Genomic DNA, 19,775 nt, shown 5'->3' on the forward strand with positions numbered 1-19,775 from the left:
AAGTGGAAGTGTTCAACGGCACGACCTTGCTGGGTGAAGCGGTTAAAGTTGAGGGCGTGTGGACCTTCACGGCGACAGACGGTCAGCTGACAGAAGGTGCGAACAGCATCACGGTGAAAGCGACGGACGATGCGGGTAATAGCGACACATCAGACGCACTCGCAGTGACCATCGATACCGACGCGGCGGCGACCATCACAATCGATGATGATATCGCAGGCGACGACATCGTGAACGCAGCGGAAGCGGCTGGTGACGTGACCATTACGGGTACCGTGGGTGGCGACGCGAAAGAAGGTGATACGGTGACGTTGACGGTGAACGGCAACTCAACCGATTACACAGGCACGGTGAAAGCGGATGGCACTTACAGCATCAATGTACCGGGCAGCGAGTTAGTTGCGGATGCGGACAGCACCATCGTGGCGAGCGTGAGTGGCACCGATGAAGCGGGCAACCCGTTCACGGCGACGACCGAAACCAGCGGAGACAACAAAGACGGTGGTTACGAGGTTGATACGGGTATCAGCAAACCGACCATCGATCTGGTTGCGTCGAGCGACAGCGGCAAAGAAGACGCTCACGGCAGCGACACAGACAACCTGACCAACGATACGACGCCAACCTTCACGTTCGGCAACATCGATGATGATGTTGAGAAAGTGGAAGTGTTCAACGGCACGACCTTGCTGGGTGAAGCGGTTAAAGTTGAGGGCGTGTGGACCTTCACGGCGACAGACGGTCAGCTGACAGAAGGTGCGAACAGCATCACGGTGAAAGCGACGGACGATGCGGGTAATAGCGACACATCAGACGCACTCGCAGTGACCATCGATACCGACGCGGCGGCGACCATCACAATCGATGATGATATCGCAGGCGACGACATCGTGAACGCAGCGGAAGCGGCTGGTGACGTGACCATTACGGGTACCGTGGGTGGCGACGCGAAAGAAGGTGATACGGTGACGTTGACGGTGAACGGCAACTCAACCGATTACACAGGCACGGTGAAAGCGGATGGCACTTACAGCATCAATGTACCGGGCAGCGAGTTAGTTGCGGATGCGGACAGCACCATCGTGGCGAGCGTGAGTGGCACCGATGAAGCGGGCAACCCGTTCACGGCGACGACCGAAACCAGCGGAGACAACAAAGACGGTGGTTACGAGGTTGATACGGGTATCAGCAAACCGACCATCGATCTGGTTGCGTCGAGCGACAGCGGCAAAGAAGACGCTCACGGCAGCGACACAGACAACCTGACCAACGATACGACGCCAACCTTCACGTTCGGCAACATCGATGATGATGTTGAGAAAGTGGAAGTGTTCAACGGCACGACCTTGCTGGGTGAAGCGGTTAAAGTTGAGGGCGTGTGGACCTTCACGGCGACAGACGGTCAGCTGACAGAAGGTGCGAACAGCATCACGGTGAAAGCGACGGACGATGCGGGTAATAGCGACACATCAGACGCACTCGCAGTGACCATCGATACCGACGCGGCGGCGACCATCACAATCGATGATGATATCGCAGGCGACGACATCGTGAACGCAGCGGAAGCGGCTGGTGACGTGACCATTACGGGTACCGTGGGTGGCGACGCGAAAGAAGGTGATACGGTGACGTTGACGGTGAACGGCAACTCAACCGATTACACAGGCACGGTGAAAGCGGATGGCACTTACAGCATCAATGTACCGGGCAGCGAGTTAGTTGCGGATGCGGACAGCACCATCGTGGCGAGCGTGAGTGGCACCGATGAAGCGGGCAACCCGTTCACGGCGACGACCGAAACCAGCGGAGACAACAAAGACGGTGGTTACGAGGTTGATACGGGTATCAGCAAACCGACCATCGATCTGGTTGCGTCGAGCGACAGCGGCAAAGAAGACGCTCACGGCAGCGACACAGACAACCTGACCAACGATACGACGCCAACCTTCACGTTCGGCAACATCGATGATGATGTTGAGAAAGTGGAAGTGTTCAACGGCACGACCTTGCTGGGTGAAGCGGTTAAAGTTGAGGGCGTGTGGACCTTCACGGCGACAGACGGTCAGCTGACAGAAGGTGCGAACAGCATCACGGTGAAAGCGACGGACGATGCGGGTAATAGCGACACATCAGACGCACTCGCAGTGACCATCGATACCGACGCGGCGGCGACCATCACAATCGATGATGATATCGCAGGCGACGACATCGTGAACGCAGCGGAAGCGGCTGGTGACGTGACCATTACGGGTACCGTGGGTGGCGACGCGAAAGAAGGTGATACGGTGACGTTGACGGTGAACGGCAACTCAACCGATTACACAGGCACGGTGAAAGCGGATGGCACTTACAGCATCAATGTACCGGGCAGCGAGTTAGTTGCGGATGCGGACAGCACCATCGTGGCGAGCGTGAGTGGCACCGATGAAGCGGGCAACCCGTTCACGGCGACGACCGAAACCAGCGGAGACAACAAAGACGGTGGTTACGAGGTTGATACGGGTATCAGCAAACCGACCATCGATCTGGTTGCGTCGAGCGACAGCGGCAAAGAAGACGCTCACGGCAGCGACACAGACAACCTGACCAACGATACGACGCCAACCTTCACGTTCGGCAACATCGATGATGATGTTGAGAAAGTGGAAGTGTTCAACGGCACGACCTTGCTGGGTGAAGCGGTTAAAGTTGAGGGCGTGTGGACCTTCACGGCGACAGACGGTCAGCTGACAGAAGGTGCGAACAGCATCACGGTGAAAGCGACGGACGATGCGGGTAATAGCGACACATCAGACGCACTCGCAGTGACCATCGATACCGACGCGGCGGCGACCATCACAATCGATGATGATATCGCAGGCGACGACATCGTGAACGCAGCGGAAGCGGCTGGTGACGTGACCATTACGGGTACCGTGGGTGGCGACGCGAAAGAAGGTGATACGGTGACGTTGACGGTGAACGGCAACTCAACCGATTACACAGGCACGGTGAAAGCGGATGGCACTTACAGCATCAATGTACCGGGCAGCGAGTTAGTTGCGGATGCGGACAGCACCATCGTGGCGAGCGTGAGTGGCACCGATGAAGCGGGCAACCCGTTCACGGCGACGACCGAAACCAGCGGAGACAACAAAGACGGTGGTTACGAGGTTGATACGGGTATCAGCAAACCGACCATCGATCTGGTTGCGTCGAGCGACAGCGGCAAAGAAGACGCTCACGGCAGCGACACAGACAACCTGACCAACGATACGACGCCAACCTTCACGTTCGGCAACATCGATGATGATGTTGAGAAAGTGGAAGTGTTCAACGGCACGACCTTGCTGGGTGAAGCGGTTAAAGTTGAGGGCGTGTGGACCTTCACGGCGACAGACGGTCAGCTGACAGAAGGTGCGAACAGCATCACGGTGAAAGCGACGGACGATGCGGGTAATAGCGACACATCAGACGCACTCGCAGTGACCATCGATACCGACGCGGCGGCGACCATCACAATCGATGATGATATCGCAGGCGACGACATCGTGAACGCAGCGGAAGCGGCTGGTGACGTGACCATTACGGGTACCGTGGGTGGCGACGCGAAAGAAGGTGATACGGTGACGTTGACGGTGAACGGCAACTCAACCGATTACACAGGCACGGTGAAAGCGGATGGCACTTACAGCATCAATGTACCGGGCAGCGAGTTAGTTGCGGATGCGGACAGCACCATCGTGGCGAGCGTGAGTGGCACCGATGAAGCGGGCAACCCGTTCACGGCGACGACCGAAACCAGCGGAGACAACAAAGACGGTGGTTACGAGGTTGATACGGGTATCAGCAAACCGACCATCGATCTGGTTGCGTCGAGCGACAGCGGCAAAGAAGACGCTCACGGCAGCGACACAGACAACCTGACCAACGATACGACGCCAACCTTCACGTTCGGCAACATCGATGATGATGTTGAGAAAGTGGAAGTGTTCAACGGCACGACCTTGCTGGGTGAAGCGGTTAAAGTTGAGGGCGTGTGGACCTTCACGGCGACAGACGGTCAGCTGACAGAAGGTGCGAACAGCATCACGGTGAAAGCGACGGACGATGCGGGTAATAGCGACACATCAGACGCACTCGCAGTGACCATCGATACCGACGCGGCGGCGACCATCACAATCGATGATGATATCGCAGGCGACGACATCGTGAACGCAGCGGAAGCGGCTGGTGACGTGACCATTACGGGTACCGTGGGTGGCGACGCGAAAGAAGGTGATACGGTGACGTTGACGGTGAACGGCAACTCAACCGATTACACAGGCACGGTGAAAGCGGATGGCACTTACAGCATCAATGTACCGGGCAGCGAGTTAGTTGCGGATGCGGACAGCACCATCGTGGCGAGCGTGAGTGGCACCGATGAAGCGGGCAACCCGTTCACGGCGACGACCGAAACCAGCGGAGACAACAAAGACGGTGGTTACGAGGTTGATACGGGTATCAGCAAACCGACCATCGATCTGGTTGCGTCGAGCGACAGCGGCAAAGAAGACGCTCACGGCAGCGACACAGACAACCTGACCAACGATACGACGCCAACCTTCACGTTCGGCAACATCGATGATGATGTTGAGAAAGTGGAAGTGTTCAACGGCACGACCTTGCTGGGTGAAGCGGTTAAAGTTGAGGGCGTGTGGACCTTCACGGCGACAGACGGTCAGCTGACAGAAGGTGCGAACAGCATCACGGTGAAAGCGACGGACGATGCGGGTAATAGCGACACATCAGACGCACTCGCAGTGACCATCGATACCGACGCGGCGGCGACCATCACAATCGATGATGATATCGCAGGCGACGACATCGTGAACGCAGCGGAAGCGGCTGGTGACGTGACCATTACGGGTACCGTGGGTGGCGACGCGAAAGAAGGTGATACGGTGACGTTGACGGTGAACGGCAACTCAACCGATTACACAGGCACGGTGAAAGCGGATGGCACTTACAGCATCAATGTACCGGGCAGCGAGTTAGTTGCGGATGCGGACAGCACCATCGTGGCGAGCGTGAGTGGCACCGATGAAGCGGGCAACCCGTTCACGGCGACGACCGAAACCAGCGGAGACAACAAAGACGGTGGTTACGAGGTTGATACGGGTATCAGCAAACCGACCATCGATCTGGTTGCGTCGAGCGACAGCGGCAAAGAAGACGCTCACGGCAGCGACACAGACAACCTGACCAACGATACGACGCCAACCTTCACGTTCGGCAACATCGATGATGATGTTGAGAAAGTGGAAGTGTTCAACGGCACGACCTTGCTGGGTGAAGCGGTTAAAGTTGAGGGCGTGTGGACCTTCACGGCGACAGACGGTCAGCTGACAGAAGGTGCGAACAGCATCACGGTGAAAGCGACGGACGATGCGGGTAATAGCGACACATCAGACGCACTCGCAGTGACCATCGATACCGACGCGGCGGCGACCATCACAATCGATGATGATATCGCAGGCGACGACATCGTGAACGCAGCGGAAGCGGCTGGTGACGTGACCATTACGGGTACCGTGGGTGGCGACGCGAAAGAAGGTGATACGGTGACGTTGACGGTGAACGGCAACTCAACCGATTACACAGGCACGGTGAAAGCGGATGGCACTTACAGCATCAATGTACCGGGCAGCGAGTTAGTTGCGGATGCGGACAGCACCATCGTGGCGAGCGTGAGTGGCACCGATGAAGCGGGCAACCCGTTCACGGCGACGACCGAAACCAGCGGAGACAACAAAGACGGTGGTTACGAGGTTGATACGGGTATCAGCAAACCGACCATCGATCTGGTTGCGTCGAGCGACAGCGGCAAAGAAGACGCTCACGGCAGCGACACAGACAACCTGACCAACGATACGACGCCAACCTTCACGTTCGGCAACATCGATGATGATGTTGAGAAAGTGGAAGTGTTCAACGGCACGACCTTGCTGGGTGAAGCGGTTAAAGTTGAGGGCGTGTGGACCTTCACGGCGACAGACGGTCAGCTGACAGAAGGTGCGAACAGCATCACGGTGAAAGCGACGGACGATGCGGGTAATAGCGACACATCAGACGCACTCGCAGTGACCATCGATACCGACGCGGCGGCGACCATCACAATCGATGATGATATCGCAGGCGACGACATCGTGAACGCAGCGGAAGCGGCTGGTGACGTGACCATTACGGGTACCGTGGGTGGCGACGCGAAAGAAGGTGATACGGTGACGTTGACGGTGAACGGCAACTCAACCGATTACACAGGCACGGTGAAAGCGGATGGCACTTACAGCATCAATGTACCGGGCAGCGAGTTAGTTGCGGATGCGGACAGCACCATCGTGGCGAGCGTGAGTGGCACCGATGAAGCGGGCAACCCGTTCACGGCGACGACCGAAACCAGCGGAGACAACAAAGACGGTGGTTACGAGGTTGATACGGGTATCAGCAAACCGACCATCGATCTGGTTGCGTCGAGCGACAGCGGCAAAGAAGACGCTCACGGCAGCGACACAGACAACCTGACCAACGATACGACGCCAACCTTCACGTTCGGCAACATCGATGATGATGTTGAGAAAGTGGAAGTGTTCAACGGCACGACCTTGCTGGGTGAAGCGGTTAAAGTTGAGGGCGTGTGGACCTTCACGGCGACAGACGGTCAGCTGACAGAAGGTGCGAACAGCATCACGGTGAAAGCGACGGACGATGCGGGTAATAGCGACACATCAGACGCACTCGCAGTGACCATCGATACCGACGCGGCGGCGACCATCACAATCGATGATGATATCGCAGGCGACGACATCGTGAACGCAGCGGAAGCGGCTGGTGACGTGACCATTACGGGTACCGTGGGTGGCGACGCGAAAGAAGGTGATACGGTGACGTTGACGGTGAACGGCAACTCAACCGATTACACAGGCACGGTGAAAGCGGATGGCACTTACAGCATCAATGTACCGGGCAGCGAGTTAGTTGCGGATGCGGACAGCACCATCGTGGCGAGCGTGAGTGGCACCGATGAAGCGGGCAACCCGTTCACGGCGACGACCGAAACCAGCGGAGACAACAAAGACGGTGGTTACGAGGTTGATACGGGTATCAGCAAACCGACCATCGATCTGGTTGCGTCGAGCGACAGCGGCAAAGAAGACGCTCACGGCAGCGACACAGACAACCTGACCAACGATACGACGCCAACCTTCACGTTCGGCAACATCGATGATGATGTTGAGAAAGTGGAAGTGTTCAACGGCACGACCTTGCTGGGTGAAGCGGTTAAAGTTGAGGGCGTGTGGACCTTCACGGCGACAGACGGTCAGCTGACAGAAGGTGCGAACAGCATCACGGTGAAAGCGACGGACGATGCGGGTAATAGCGACACATCAGACGCACTCGCAGTGACCATCGATACCGACGCGGCGGCGACCATCACAATCGATGATGATATCGCAGGCGACGACATCGTGAACGCAGCGGAAGCGGCTGGTGACGTGACCATTACGGGTACCGTGGGTGGCGACGCGAAAGAAGGTGATACGGTGACGTTGACGGTGAACGGCAACTCAACCGATTACACAGGCACGGTGAAAGCGGATGGCACTTACAGCATCAATGTACCGGGCAGCGAGTTAGTTGCGGATGCGGACAGCACCATCGTGGCGAGCGTGAGTGGCACCGATGAAGCGGGCAACCCGTTCACGGCGACGACCGAAACCAGCGGAGACAACAAAGACGGTGGTTACGAGGTTGATACGGGTATCAGCAAACCGACCATCGATCTGGTTGCGTCGAGCGACAGCGGCAAAGAAGACGCTCACGGCAGCGACACAGACAACCTGACCAACGATACGACGCCAACCTTCACGTTCGGCAACATCGATGATGATGTTGAGAAAGTGGAAGTGTTCAACGGCACGACCTTGCTGGGTGAAGCGGTTAAAGTTGAGGGCGTGTGGACCTTCACGGCGACAGACGGTCAGCTGACAGAAGGTGCGAACAGCATCACGGTGAAAGCGACGGACGATGCGGGTAATAGCGACACATCAGACGCACTCGCAGTGACCATCGATACCGACGCGGCGGCGACCATCACAATCGATGATGATATCGCAGGCGACGACATCGTGAACGCAGCGGAAGCGGCTGGTGACGTGACCATTACGGGTACCGTGGGTGGCGACGCGAAAGAAGGTGATACGGTGACGTTGACGGTGAACGGCAACTCAACCGATTACACAGGCACGGTGAAAGCGGATGGCACTTACAGCATCAATGTACCGGGCAGCGAGTTAGTTGCGGATGCGGACAGCACCATCGTGGCGAGCGTGAGTGGCACCGATGAAGCGGGCAACCCGTTCACGGCGACGACCGAAACCAGCGGAGACAACAAAGACGGTGGTTACGAGGTTGATACGGGTATCAGCAAACCGACCATCGATCTGGTTGCGTCGAGCGACAGCGGCAAAGAAGACGCTCACGGCAGCGACACAGACAACCTGACCAACGATACGACGCCAACCTTCACGTTCGGCAACATCGATGATGATGTTGAGAAAGTGGAAGTGTTCAACGGCACGACCTTGCTGGGTGAAGCGGTTAAAGTTGAGGGCGTGTGGACCTTCACGGCGACAGACGGTCAGCTGACAGAAGGTGCGAACAGCATCACGGTGAAAGCGACGGACGATGCGGGTAATAGCGACACATCAGACGCACTCGCAGTGACCATCGATACCGACGCGGCGGCGACCATCACAATCGATGATGATATCGCAGGCGACGACATCGTGAACGCAGCGGAAGCGGCTGGTGACGTGACCATTACGGGTACCGTGGGTGGCGACGCGAAAGAAGGTGATACGGTGACGTTGACGGTGAACGGCAACTCAACCGATTACACAGGCACGGTGAAAGCGGATGGCACTTACAGCATCAATGTACCGGGCAGCGAGTTAGTTGCGGATGCGGACAGCACCATCGTGGCGAGCGTGAGTGGCACCGATGAAGCGGGCAACCCGTTCACGGCGACGACCGAAACCAGCGGAGACAACAAAGACGGTGGTTACGAGGTTGATACGGGTATCAGCAAACCGACCATCGATCTGGTTGCGTCGAGCGACAGCGGCAAAGAAGACGCTCACGGCAGCGACACAGACAACCTGACCAACGATACGACGCCAACCTTCACGTTCGGCAACATCGATGATGATGTTGAGAAAGTGGAAGTGTTCAACGGCACGACCTTGCTGGGTGAAGCGGTTAAAGTTGAGGGCGTGTGGACCTTCACGGCGACAGACGGTCAGCTGACAGAAGGTGCGAACAGCATCACGGTGAAAGCGACGGACGATGCGGGTAATAGCGACACATCAGACGCACTCGCAGTGACCATCGATACCGACGCGGCGGCGACCATCACAATCGATGATGATATCGCAGGCGACGACATCGTGAACGCAGCGGAAGCGGCTGGTGACGTGACCATTACGGGTACCGTGGGTGGCGACGCGAAAGAAGGTGATACGGTGACGTTGACGGTGAACGGCAACTCAACCGATTACACAGGCACGGTGAAAGCGGATGGCACTTACAGCATCAATGTACCGGGCAGCGAGTTAGTTGCGGATGCGGACAGCACCATCGTGGCGAGCGTGAGTGGCACCGATGAAGCGGGCAACCCGTTCACGGCGACGACCGAAACCAGCGGAGACAACAAAGACGGTGGTTACGAGGTTGATACGGGTATCAGCAAACCGACCATCGATCTGGTTGCGTCGAGCGACAGCGGCAAAGAAGACGCTCACGGCAGCGACACAGACAACCTGACCAACGATACGACGCCAACCTTCACGTTCGGCAACATCGATGATGATGTTGAGAAAGTGGAAGTGTTCAACGGCACGACCTTGCTGGGTGAAGCGGTTAAAGTTGAGGGCGTGTGGACCTTCACGGCGACAGACGGTCAGCTGACAGAAGGTGCGAACAGCATCACGGTGAAAGCGACGGACGATGCGGGTAATAGCGACACATCAGACGCACTCGCAGTGACCATCGATACCGACGCGGCGGCGACCATCACAATCGATGATGATATCGCAGGCGACGACATCGTGAACGCAGCGGAAGCGGCTGGTGACGTGACCATTACGGGTACCGTGGGTGGCGACGCGAAAGAAGGTGATACGGTGACGTTGACGGTGAACGGCAACTCAACCGATTACACAGGCACGGTGAAAGCGGATGGCACTTACAGCATCAATGTACCGGGCAGCGAGTTAGTTGCGGATGCGGACAGCACCATCGTGGCGAGCGTGAGTGGCACCGATGAAGCGGGCAACCCGTTCACGGCGACGACCGAAACCAGCGGAGACAACAAAGACGGTGGTTACGAGGTTGATACGGGTATCAGCAAACCGACCATCGATCTGGTTGCGTCGAGCGACAGCGGCAAAGAAGACGCTCACGGCAGCGACACAGACAACCTGACCAACGATACGACGCCAACCTTCACGTTCGGCAACATCGATGATGATGTTGAGAAAGTGGAAGTGTTCAACGGCACGACCTTGCTGGGTGAAGCGGTTAAAGTTGAGGGCGTGTGGACCTTCACGGCGACAGACGGTCAGCTGACAGAAGGTGCGAACAGCATCACGGTGAAAGCGACGGACGATGCGGGTAATAGCGACACATCAGACGCACTCGCAGTGACCATCGATACCGACGCGGCGGCGACCATCACAATCGATGATGATATCGCAGGCGACGACATCGTGAACGCAGCGGAAGCGGCTGGTGACGTGACCATTACGGGTACCGTGGGTGGCGACGCGAAAGAAGGTGATACGGTGACGTTGACGGTGAACGGCAACTCAACCGATTACACAGGCACGGTGAAAGCGGATGGCACTTACAGCATCAATGTACCGGGCAGCGAGTTAGTTGCGGATGCGGACAGCACCATCGTGGCGAGCGTGAGTGGCACCGATGAAGCGGGCAACCCGTTCACGGCGACGACCGAAACCAGCGGAGACAACAAAGACGGTGGTTACGAGGTTGATACGGGTATCAGCAAACCGACCATCGATCTGGTTGCGTCGAGCGACAGCGGCAAAGAAGACGCTCACGGCAGCGACACAGACAACCTGACCAACGATACGACGCCAACCTTCACGTTCGGCAACATCGATGATGATGTTGAGAAAGTGGAAGTGTTCAACGGCACGACCTTGCTGGGTGAAGCGGTTAAAGTTGAGGGCGTGTGGACCTTCACGGCGACAGACGGTCAGCTGACAGAAGGTGCGAACAGCATCACGGTGAAAGCGACGGACGATGCGGGTAATAGCGACACATCAGACGCACTCGCAGTGACCATCGATACCGACGCGGCGGCGACCATCACAATCGATGATGATATCGCAGGCGACGACATCGTGAACGCAGCGGAAGCGGCTGGTGACGTGACCATTACGGGTACCGTGGGTGGCGACGCGAAAGAAGGTGATACGGTGACGTTGACGGTGAACGGCAACTCAACCGATTACACAGGCACGGTGAAAGCGGATGGCACTTACAGCATCAATGTACCGGGCAGCGAGTTAGTTGCGGATGCGGACAGCACCATCGTGGCGAGCGTGAGTGGCACCGATGAAGCGGGCAACCCGTTCACGGCGACGACCGAAACCAGCGGAGACAACAAAGACGGTGGTTACGAGGTTGATACGGGTATCAGCAAACCGACCATCGATCTGGTTGCGTCGAGCGACAGCGGCAAAGAAGACGCTCACGGCAGCGACACAGACAACCTGACCAACGATACGACGCCAACCTTCACGTTCGGCAACATCGATGATGATGTTGAGAAAGTGGAAGTGTTCAACGGCACGACCTTGCTGGGTGAAGCGGTTAAAGTTGAGGGCGTGTGGACCTTCACGGCGACAGACGGTCAGCTGACAGAAGGTGCGAACAGCATCACGGTGAAAGCGACGGACGATGCGGGTAATAGCGCGACGTCGACCGAGCTTGAAGTCATCATCGATACCGAAGCGGGAGCTGGTATCGATATCGATCAAGTGACTGGTGATGGGATTGTTAATGCTGAAGAAGCGTCATCTGATCAAGAGATAACAGGTAAAGTTTCTGGTGATGCAAGTGAAGGGGATATTGTACTTATTTATTTGGGAGTTGGAGGTAGCAAAGTTCTTATTGGTTCGACAGAGGTTCTTGCCGACAATACCTTTAAGCTAGTAACTCATGGTTCGAATTTGGTCATGCCTAATCCTGCAGATCTTACTGCAACTGTGACTGGAAGTGATGATGCTGGTAACGATTTCGTTGCTTCAAATACAGAACGTTACTTTGTGTTTACTGAGACTCCAGAATCTCCTGTGATTACAAATATCTCAGATGATTCTGCAGCTAGTAATTATTCTGAAGTTACATTGGACGGTACGGGTGAGCCTGGCTCAACCATTTTATTATTCGATGAAGACAATAATCAGGTGAACGTTGCTCCGATTACAGTAGATAAGGATGGTAATTGGACTACCGATATATCAAACCTGGTATCTACATCTGTTAATGACAATGAGTTCTTTACTGCTAAGCAGGTCGACAATTATGGCAATACAAGCGAAGCGTCGAATACTGTTCATTATTACCATGGCGACGCTAATCTAGCTGTACAAGAGGCGACCGATGATTTCGTATTGCTTGGTGAAGGTAATGACCAATTCAATGCCACTGAAAATGACATTGACAATAGGTTAATAGTAGATGGCGGAGCCGGTACAGATACAGCTGTGTTTGATTTCTCTTTGGACTCTGCTTCAGTGACACTTAATGCAGATGGTTCAGTGTCAATCACCGAAAACAATGGTGATGTGAATACTTTCATTGAGTTTGAAAACTTTAACTTTACTGATGGCGGTAAAACTGTTGAAGAGCTATTTGCTCCTTCGGTCGTTATCGTAAAAGATGAAGACGATATTATTAACAGTGATAGATCTGTAGTTTCATACAATGTGTTATTGCCTGCTGGTGCCCTAGTCGGTGCTACCTTGACGGTTCAAGTCGAAGGGCAACAGATTGAGACTAAAGTTCTTACTCAAGCTGATATAAATTCTGGGTCTTTATCTTTTGATGTTGATATGGGTACGGTTGTAGACGGTGAACTGAATATTGTTGCTGAGTTAACATATCAAGATCAACCTGCAGGTACTCAGTTTATTGGGAGTGATGCGTTATCTACCAATATCGACCCTAGTGCTTCTAGCTTTAGTGTTGATTTAGGTACAGAGCAGTCAGCACAGTTCATGTTCGATTCTCACGTAAGTGATGCTGAGGATGATTTAAGCAGTACTGATAGTAAAGATGTTCAACTTTCGATTATTGTTCTTCCTGAGCTTGGTTCTTTATATGTGGTTGATGGTGATACTCGTACATTGGTTGATGAAAATACAGTTCTAACTGAAGACACCCAAATCGAATATGTACTTGATGAGACCATAAACTCAGACCTGTCTTTTGATGCGTCTGAAGATTTTAATAACATTAGTGGTTCAGAGACGACCTATACATTGGGCAGCGGTGTAATCATTTCTGGTGGTCGTTTCGATGGAGATAGACCGGATTCATCTAGCACATTAACACCTGAAACTTTGCATTATGATAATGTTGTTAATGAGTCAGGGTTAGGTGTAGGTGATAAAGAGCTTGACGTTTCAACTAAGGATTATATCTCTATAGACTTTACTAAGGTTGGTGATCCTAACGCCACTGAGGTAACAGTAACTGAGGTTAATATCGATTTTGGCAGTGTCTGGGCTCACTATGCCGACAACAATGATGCTGATGCTGAGATACAAGTTATCTTATTTAAAGATGGTGTTCAGGTAGGCAACGACCCTTACATCTTTGATGATGATACTAATTCTGCCGTTTATGATGGAAGTGGTGAATTCACTGCAAATATCCAGCTTGATGGTGGGTTTGATGAGATTCGTGTATATACAGTTAATGGGGACCAATCAAATGGTTCGAACTCTAATATCACATTGCAAGGTGTTGAAGTTGTAGATGCGATTGTTTCTGAAAAAATCACCTATGAAGCTACAGATAGTGACAAAGGAACCGATACTGGTGTTATAACCATTTCAACTTCAAGCACACAGGATTCAACAAATAAAGCACCAGTTTTGAATGACTCTCAGTTTGATGCTTCTAACGAAGATCAAGTGGTTAGTTTGTCTCTGGATAAGCTTAATATTACCGATGCTGATGGAGACCAGACATTTATTACAGATGTAAAGGTTGACCCATCTTATGGTTCGGTTCAGCTTGTAATAGATTCAGAAGGGGAAGTGACCTCAGCAGAGTTTACACCGGCTTCGGATAAACATTTTGATAGCGTACCGTTTACAGTTACTGTTTCAGATGGAGTCAAATCTACTGAAGGTACTGCAACACTTGCGGTAAATGCTGTAGCCGATAAACCTAATGTCACAGTAGTATTTGGGGATGCTTCAAATGTTGTAATTAGTGATGCACTGCATACTAAGCTCGTTAATGCTAACGCTAACACCAGTTTTACTGAGAGTGATTATGCTGAACTTGGTCATACTGTAATGAATCAATATGATCAAAAAACGGGAACTGTAGGAAATGATTTAATTGTTGGTTCTGATGTAAGCTCTGGTGATAGTTTGATTGGAGATGCTAATACAAACCCAGGAGGCACCGGTTCTGATATTTTCGTTGGACGTGATGGGGATGATCATATATCTGGCGGTACAGGTTCTTTGGATGCTGAAAGCGCTATTGATACAGCTGTTTATGAAGGTAACTTTTCTGAATACAATCTAACTTTTGTCGGTGATACGACGACGCTGCATGATTGGACAATCATTGATAATTTGAATCGCGACACACCGGAGTCGGGCAGTACTGGTGATAAACTGTATCAAATTGAACGTTTAATTTTTGCTGATGCCATTGTTGAACTGAATGAAGATGGAACATTCAATGTGCTTCAAGATGCTGGATTTACAGTTACAGCTTCTGTTGCTGATACGGACGGAAGTGAGTACCTAGATGAAGTTAGAATTTCCGGGTTACCAGATTCTGCAGAAATTGTTGATAAAGATACAGGTAATGTTATCGGGGGCTTCGTAACAGTAGGTAATGAATCTGTTTGGGTCATCGACATTGTAGGAGACACTACGCAACATATTAACTATGACAATCTTGCTGTAAGAGATAGTTCTGGTGAACAGTTAGATATTGATGTTGAAGTTGTTGCCGTTGATGTGAATGGTTCAACAGCAAGTACTAGTGTTAATGTTGCTGAAACTAACGATGTCATGGCAGATCAAGGTGGTAGTGTTCCAACAACGGTTATCTCACTGATTATTGACTCATCTGGTAGTATGGCAAGTACTCCTAGTGGCCTGAGTGACATGAGAATTGAATACGTGCTTCAAGCGTCAATTAATCTCTTGCAAAACGTCGATTCACAAGAAGGCAGTGAAAAAGTTTGGGTACAACTAATAGACTTTGATTCTGAAGCGACGAATACTGGTTGGAAAACCGTTACGGAAGCAATAGCTCTTTTGGAGACAGCACAAGAAAAAGTAGATGAAGACGATTATAACGGCATTTTTGATGCAGAAGGCTGGACTTATTATGAAGATGGAGTAGGAGCTGCAATAGATGGTTATAAGGTTTCTCCTGTGTCTGATTTGCCGTCTGGTCAAACTAATGACGTTGTGTACTTCTTGAGTGATGGTCAAAATAATGGTAGCTGGGATAGTGATACCAATAGCGATTGGGACAGCTTCATTGTTGATAAAGAGGTAACAGCTGTAGGTGTAGGTAGCTCGGGAAATGTTCCAGTAAGTGGCCTTACAGAAGTTGCAGGCGCTAATGGAAAAGTTGTCTACATACCAGACTCAACAATTACTACAGAATTACCTAAGCTGCGCCCTACAATCGGCATTGCAGGTTCTTTGTTACTCTCTTTATCTGGTTTAGATGCAGCAGCAGTAGTAATCGATGAGACTAAAGCTTCTGTAATTCAGAAAGTCGATACTGATGGTAATACCATCAACCTGCCAACAGGTTTAACATTTGCTAAAGATACTGTTGGAAATGAACTGGTTGTTGATATTGTCTACGGTGAATTCCGAATTGCACAAGATGGTTCGTATTATTTCCAACCATCAAGTGGCGTCACAGAAATTGAAACTGGTAAAGCGGTTGCGTTTGAAATCCTTGTAACTGTAGAAGACAGCCAAGGCGTTCAGTCACAACAACTCATTACTTTAAACATCAGTCCTAATGGAGAAGTCAACGCTGTTCCTACTTCATCATTTAATGCTTCTACAGGGGATGATCAGTTCCAAGGTACTGAACAAGATGACATTATCTTAGGTCATGCCGGTAATGATGTACTTCTAGGAGCCGCTGGTGACGATATTTTACTCGGTGGCGACGGTAGCGATATCTTAATCGGCGGTTTAGGTGATGACATTCTTACTGGTGGCGACGGTGATGATATCTTCAAGTGGGTTGATGAACCTTTGAACAACCATCAAGATGTGATTACTGATTTTGAAGTAGGTAGTGATCGAATTGATTTATCTGAATTATTACATGACGATAATACTATGGATGAAGTTCTAGGGCGCTTAACTGCAAGAATCAGTGATGATAGTCAGGACTTAGAAATTACAGTTACTAATGATCAAGGTTCGCAGACTATTGTTCTACAAGGTCAAGCGAGTAACTTGAGCGGGTTAGATACTGATAATTCAGGTACCTTTACAAGTGATGAACTTACTAATCTTGTGAACTCATTGATGACAAACTTACCAACATCATAAATAGATGATAAATAAAAAGGGCCGAAAGGCCCTTTTTTGTGTCTATTGAAAATGAGTCTGCGATATAAAAAGCGAAGTGGCTTACTGCCTTTCATTTGCTACAGTACTTTACAGGCGAAACCTTTTAAGTAGAAACCTTCAGGGTAGGCTGTATCTGTTAAGTGGTCTGCAGCTTGTTCAAAGCGTTCAACAAATTTCACGCTGCGCTCGGCATCTAATGCCGCATCTGCAATGATTTTTTGGAACAAATCTGCTCCCATCAAACCTGAACAAGAATATGTAAGTAGGGTTCCACCTGGTTTAAGGATTTGCATGGCAAGCATATTAATATCCTTATAGCCATTCGCGCCTGATGTCAGGTTGTTCTTACTTGAAACAAATTTTGGTGGATCCATGATAACTACGTCGAACTTAGTACCTTGGTCTCGGTACTCACGCAGTAACTTAAAAACGTCAGCATTCAAAAATACGGCACGTTTTTTTGAAATGTCGAACTTATTCAATTCGGCATTAAACTTAGCTGTGTCTAAAGCTGGTTGTGATACATCAGCGTTAATTACTCGTTTCGCTTCGCCCTTTAAAGCGTATAGACCAAAGCCGCCAGTGTAAGAAAAACAGTTTAGAACATCTTTGTCTTTTACATATTTCATTGCTTCTTTTCGGCTATCTCGTTGATCGAGGTAGAAGCCAGTTTTATGTCCGTCAACGATATCGACGCTGATTTTTACACCATTTTCTTCGATAACTACCGATTTAGGTGGCTCATCACCATGCAATACCCCAACAGTTTGTTCTAGGCCTTCTTTTTTACGAACCGCCACATCAGAGCGTTCATAAATATTGCAATCAGGGAAGCAATGAACAAGAGCTTCAACTAATACTGGTTTGTTAAACTCAGCACCAGCGCTTAATAATTGGCATACAAGGTAATTTTGATACTTATCAATAGTGATACCTGGTAAGCCATCTGACTCAGCAGCGATTAGGCGATAACCAGTTAGCCCGTCACGTTCAATAATGTCTTCACGAATGAGTTGCGCATTTTGGATTCGTTTAATGAAGAATGATTTATCAATTTCTTCTTTTTCAAAACTCCAAATACGAGCTCTGATCTGTGACGATGGAGAGTACGCTGCTTTAGCTAGCCATTTACCATTTTGTGCGAAAACATCAACAGTCTCTCCTGATTGAGGTTCTCCTTCTACTTTGTCGATACCACGTGAAAAAACCCATGGGTGTTTACGACGAAGTGATTTGTCACGGCCTTTAGCTAGATAAATTGCAGGAATCATAGTCTGATCTTTTAGTTGAATTTGGAGGGGCTGTATTGTCGGGTAAGAAGGTAGGAAAAGCAAATAAGAAAGGGCTGTATGAACAGCCCTTATAGAGTAAAACGGGACTAAGGAAGAAGGCTAGGCCTTTAATCCCGTTAATAAGCCTTCCATTGAGTCACTTTGTGAGCGAAGACGATCAACGTTGGAATTTGTTGTGCTGATCATTTCGCATACGTTATTAGATTGATTACGAATCTCTTCAACACTATGTGCAATGTTATCTGCAACAACGCCTTGTTCTTCAGCTGCTGTAGCAATTTGTGTACTACTATCAGAAATCGATTGGTTTTTCTCAGCTAACGAACCAATTTCAACATTTACCTCAGACATTAATGTTTGACCTTCATTTGCATTTGAAACGGTCACTTCCATTAACTTAGTAAGAGATTGGCTGTTACGTTGTAGCGCCTCAATCATGGTTTGAATTTCAACCGTTGCTTGTTGAGTTCTTCCTGCTAATGCACGGACTTCATCAGCAACTACAGCAAACCCACGACCTTGCTCACCAGCTCGCGCAGCTTCAATTGCAGCATTCAATGCCAATAAGTTAGTTTGCTCAGAAATAGCGTTGATAGTGGTAACCACTTCATCGATTTGAGCCGCATTCGCATCAAGCTCTTCCACCGCTTGAGAGGCTGATTGAATTTCAGTCGATAGGTTTGAAATGGAATTTAAAGTATTTGAAACCTTATGCTGACCACTTTGTGCGACGCTTTGAGCATCCATGGTCTGATTGCTTGATTCGTGTGCTAAATTCGCTACTTCGCGGATTGTTGAAGCCATTTCTTCCGTAGCACTTGCAAGTCCATTTAAATGTTCTTGTTGAGTATTAGATATAGCAGAGCTCTGTTGTGTGGACAGGTTTAAATCAGAACTGATCTGCTGCATAAGAGCGACAGATTCTTGGATTGATAGCACCATTTTTTGTTCGCGATCAGCAACTTTATCGATAGTAATTGCGATTTCACTAAATTCATCACGAACCGAAAAGTAATTCATCCTACTTGTTAAATCACCATTGGCTAGCGTATTTAAAGCCTTGTTCATTGAGAACATCGCTCCACCGATGAATGTCATTATGTAATAAACACCTAGTGCAATAAGAGAGAGTGTTACGGCAATAAGAGTAATTTGCGTCGTCGATAATGATGTCCATAAGTTTTGCTCATAATTGGCAACTAAACTAAATGCACCGTTCATTACTGATACTGAGCCTACACCATACCCAAATGTAATACTGTCTGAGTTACTGATTAAAGCGCCTACCTGGTCTTTTGATAATTGCCCAGCTTCAATAAGCCCTTTCATCAATAAAAGTTCATCCTGATATAAGTGTGCAAGTAATGAGTCAGCTGCGTTATCAAGAACTAAAGTTAATATGATGAGAGCAATTAAGGGAAGGATGAAGAGCAGGTAAAACTTTTCTTGGATCTTTAAGTGAATAAGGTACTTATCGATCCAGCGGAATGGTATTTCTTTCATAATTATTATTCTCATTTTTGTTCCACTTGTGAGAAGTGGATGAATAGATATTGAGAATTAT

3 protein-coding genes (1 of these 3 only partly in view) are annotated in these 19,775 nt (G+C 50.5%); 1 reads left to right on the top strand and 2 read right to left on the bottom strand.

The annotated features are described in order from the left end of the window. On the top strand, positions 1-16,898 hold the 3' end of the coding sequence (locus tag OCU78_RS06870) for an Ig-like domain-containing protein (protein ID WP_261856027.1). The gene continues 22,615 nt to the left of window position 1, outside the view; the window shows 16,898 of its 39,513 coding nt (coding positions 22,616-39,513); its start codon lies off the left edge, out of view; its stop codon occupies positions 16,896-16,898. A gap of 98 nt (positions 16,899-16,996) precedes the next feature. Here OCU78_RS06870 and OCU78_RS06875 read toward each other — a convergent pair whose 3' ends face one another. After that, positions 16,997-18,190 (bottom strand): class I SAM-dependent methyltransferase, encoded by a 1,194-nt coding sequence (locus OCU78_RS06875; protein WP_137373281.1) that lies wholly within the window; start codon positions 18,188-18,190, stop codon positions 16,997-16,999. A 120-nt stretch (positions 18,191-18,310) separates the two neighbouring features. Next, positions 18,311-19,714: a methyl-accepting chemotaxis protein gene (locus OCU78_RS06880; RefSeq protein WP_137373313.1), complete on the bottom strand. Its 1,404-nt coding sequence runs from the start codon at positions 19,712-19,714 to the stop codon at positions 18,311-18,313. Positions 19,715-19,775 lie beyond the last annotated feature (61 nt).

It is taken from the genome of Vibrio gallaecicus (assembly GCF_024347495.1).
Lineage (GTDB): Bacteria > Pseudomonadota > Gammaproteobacteria > Enterobacterales > Vibrionaceae > Vibrio > Vibrio gallaecicus.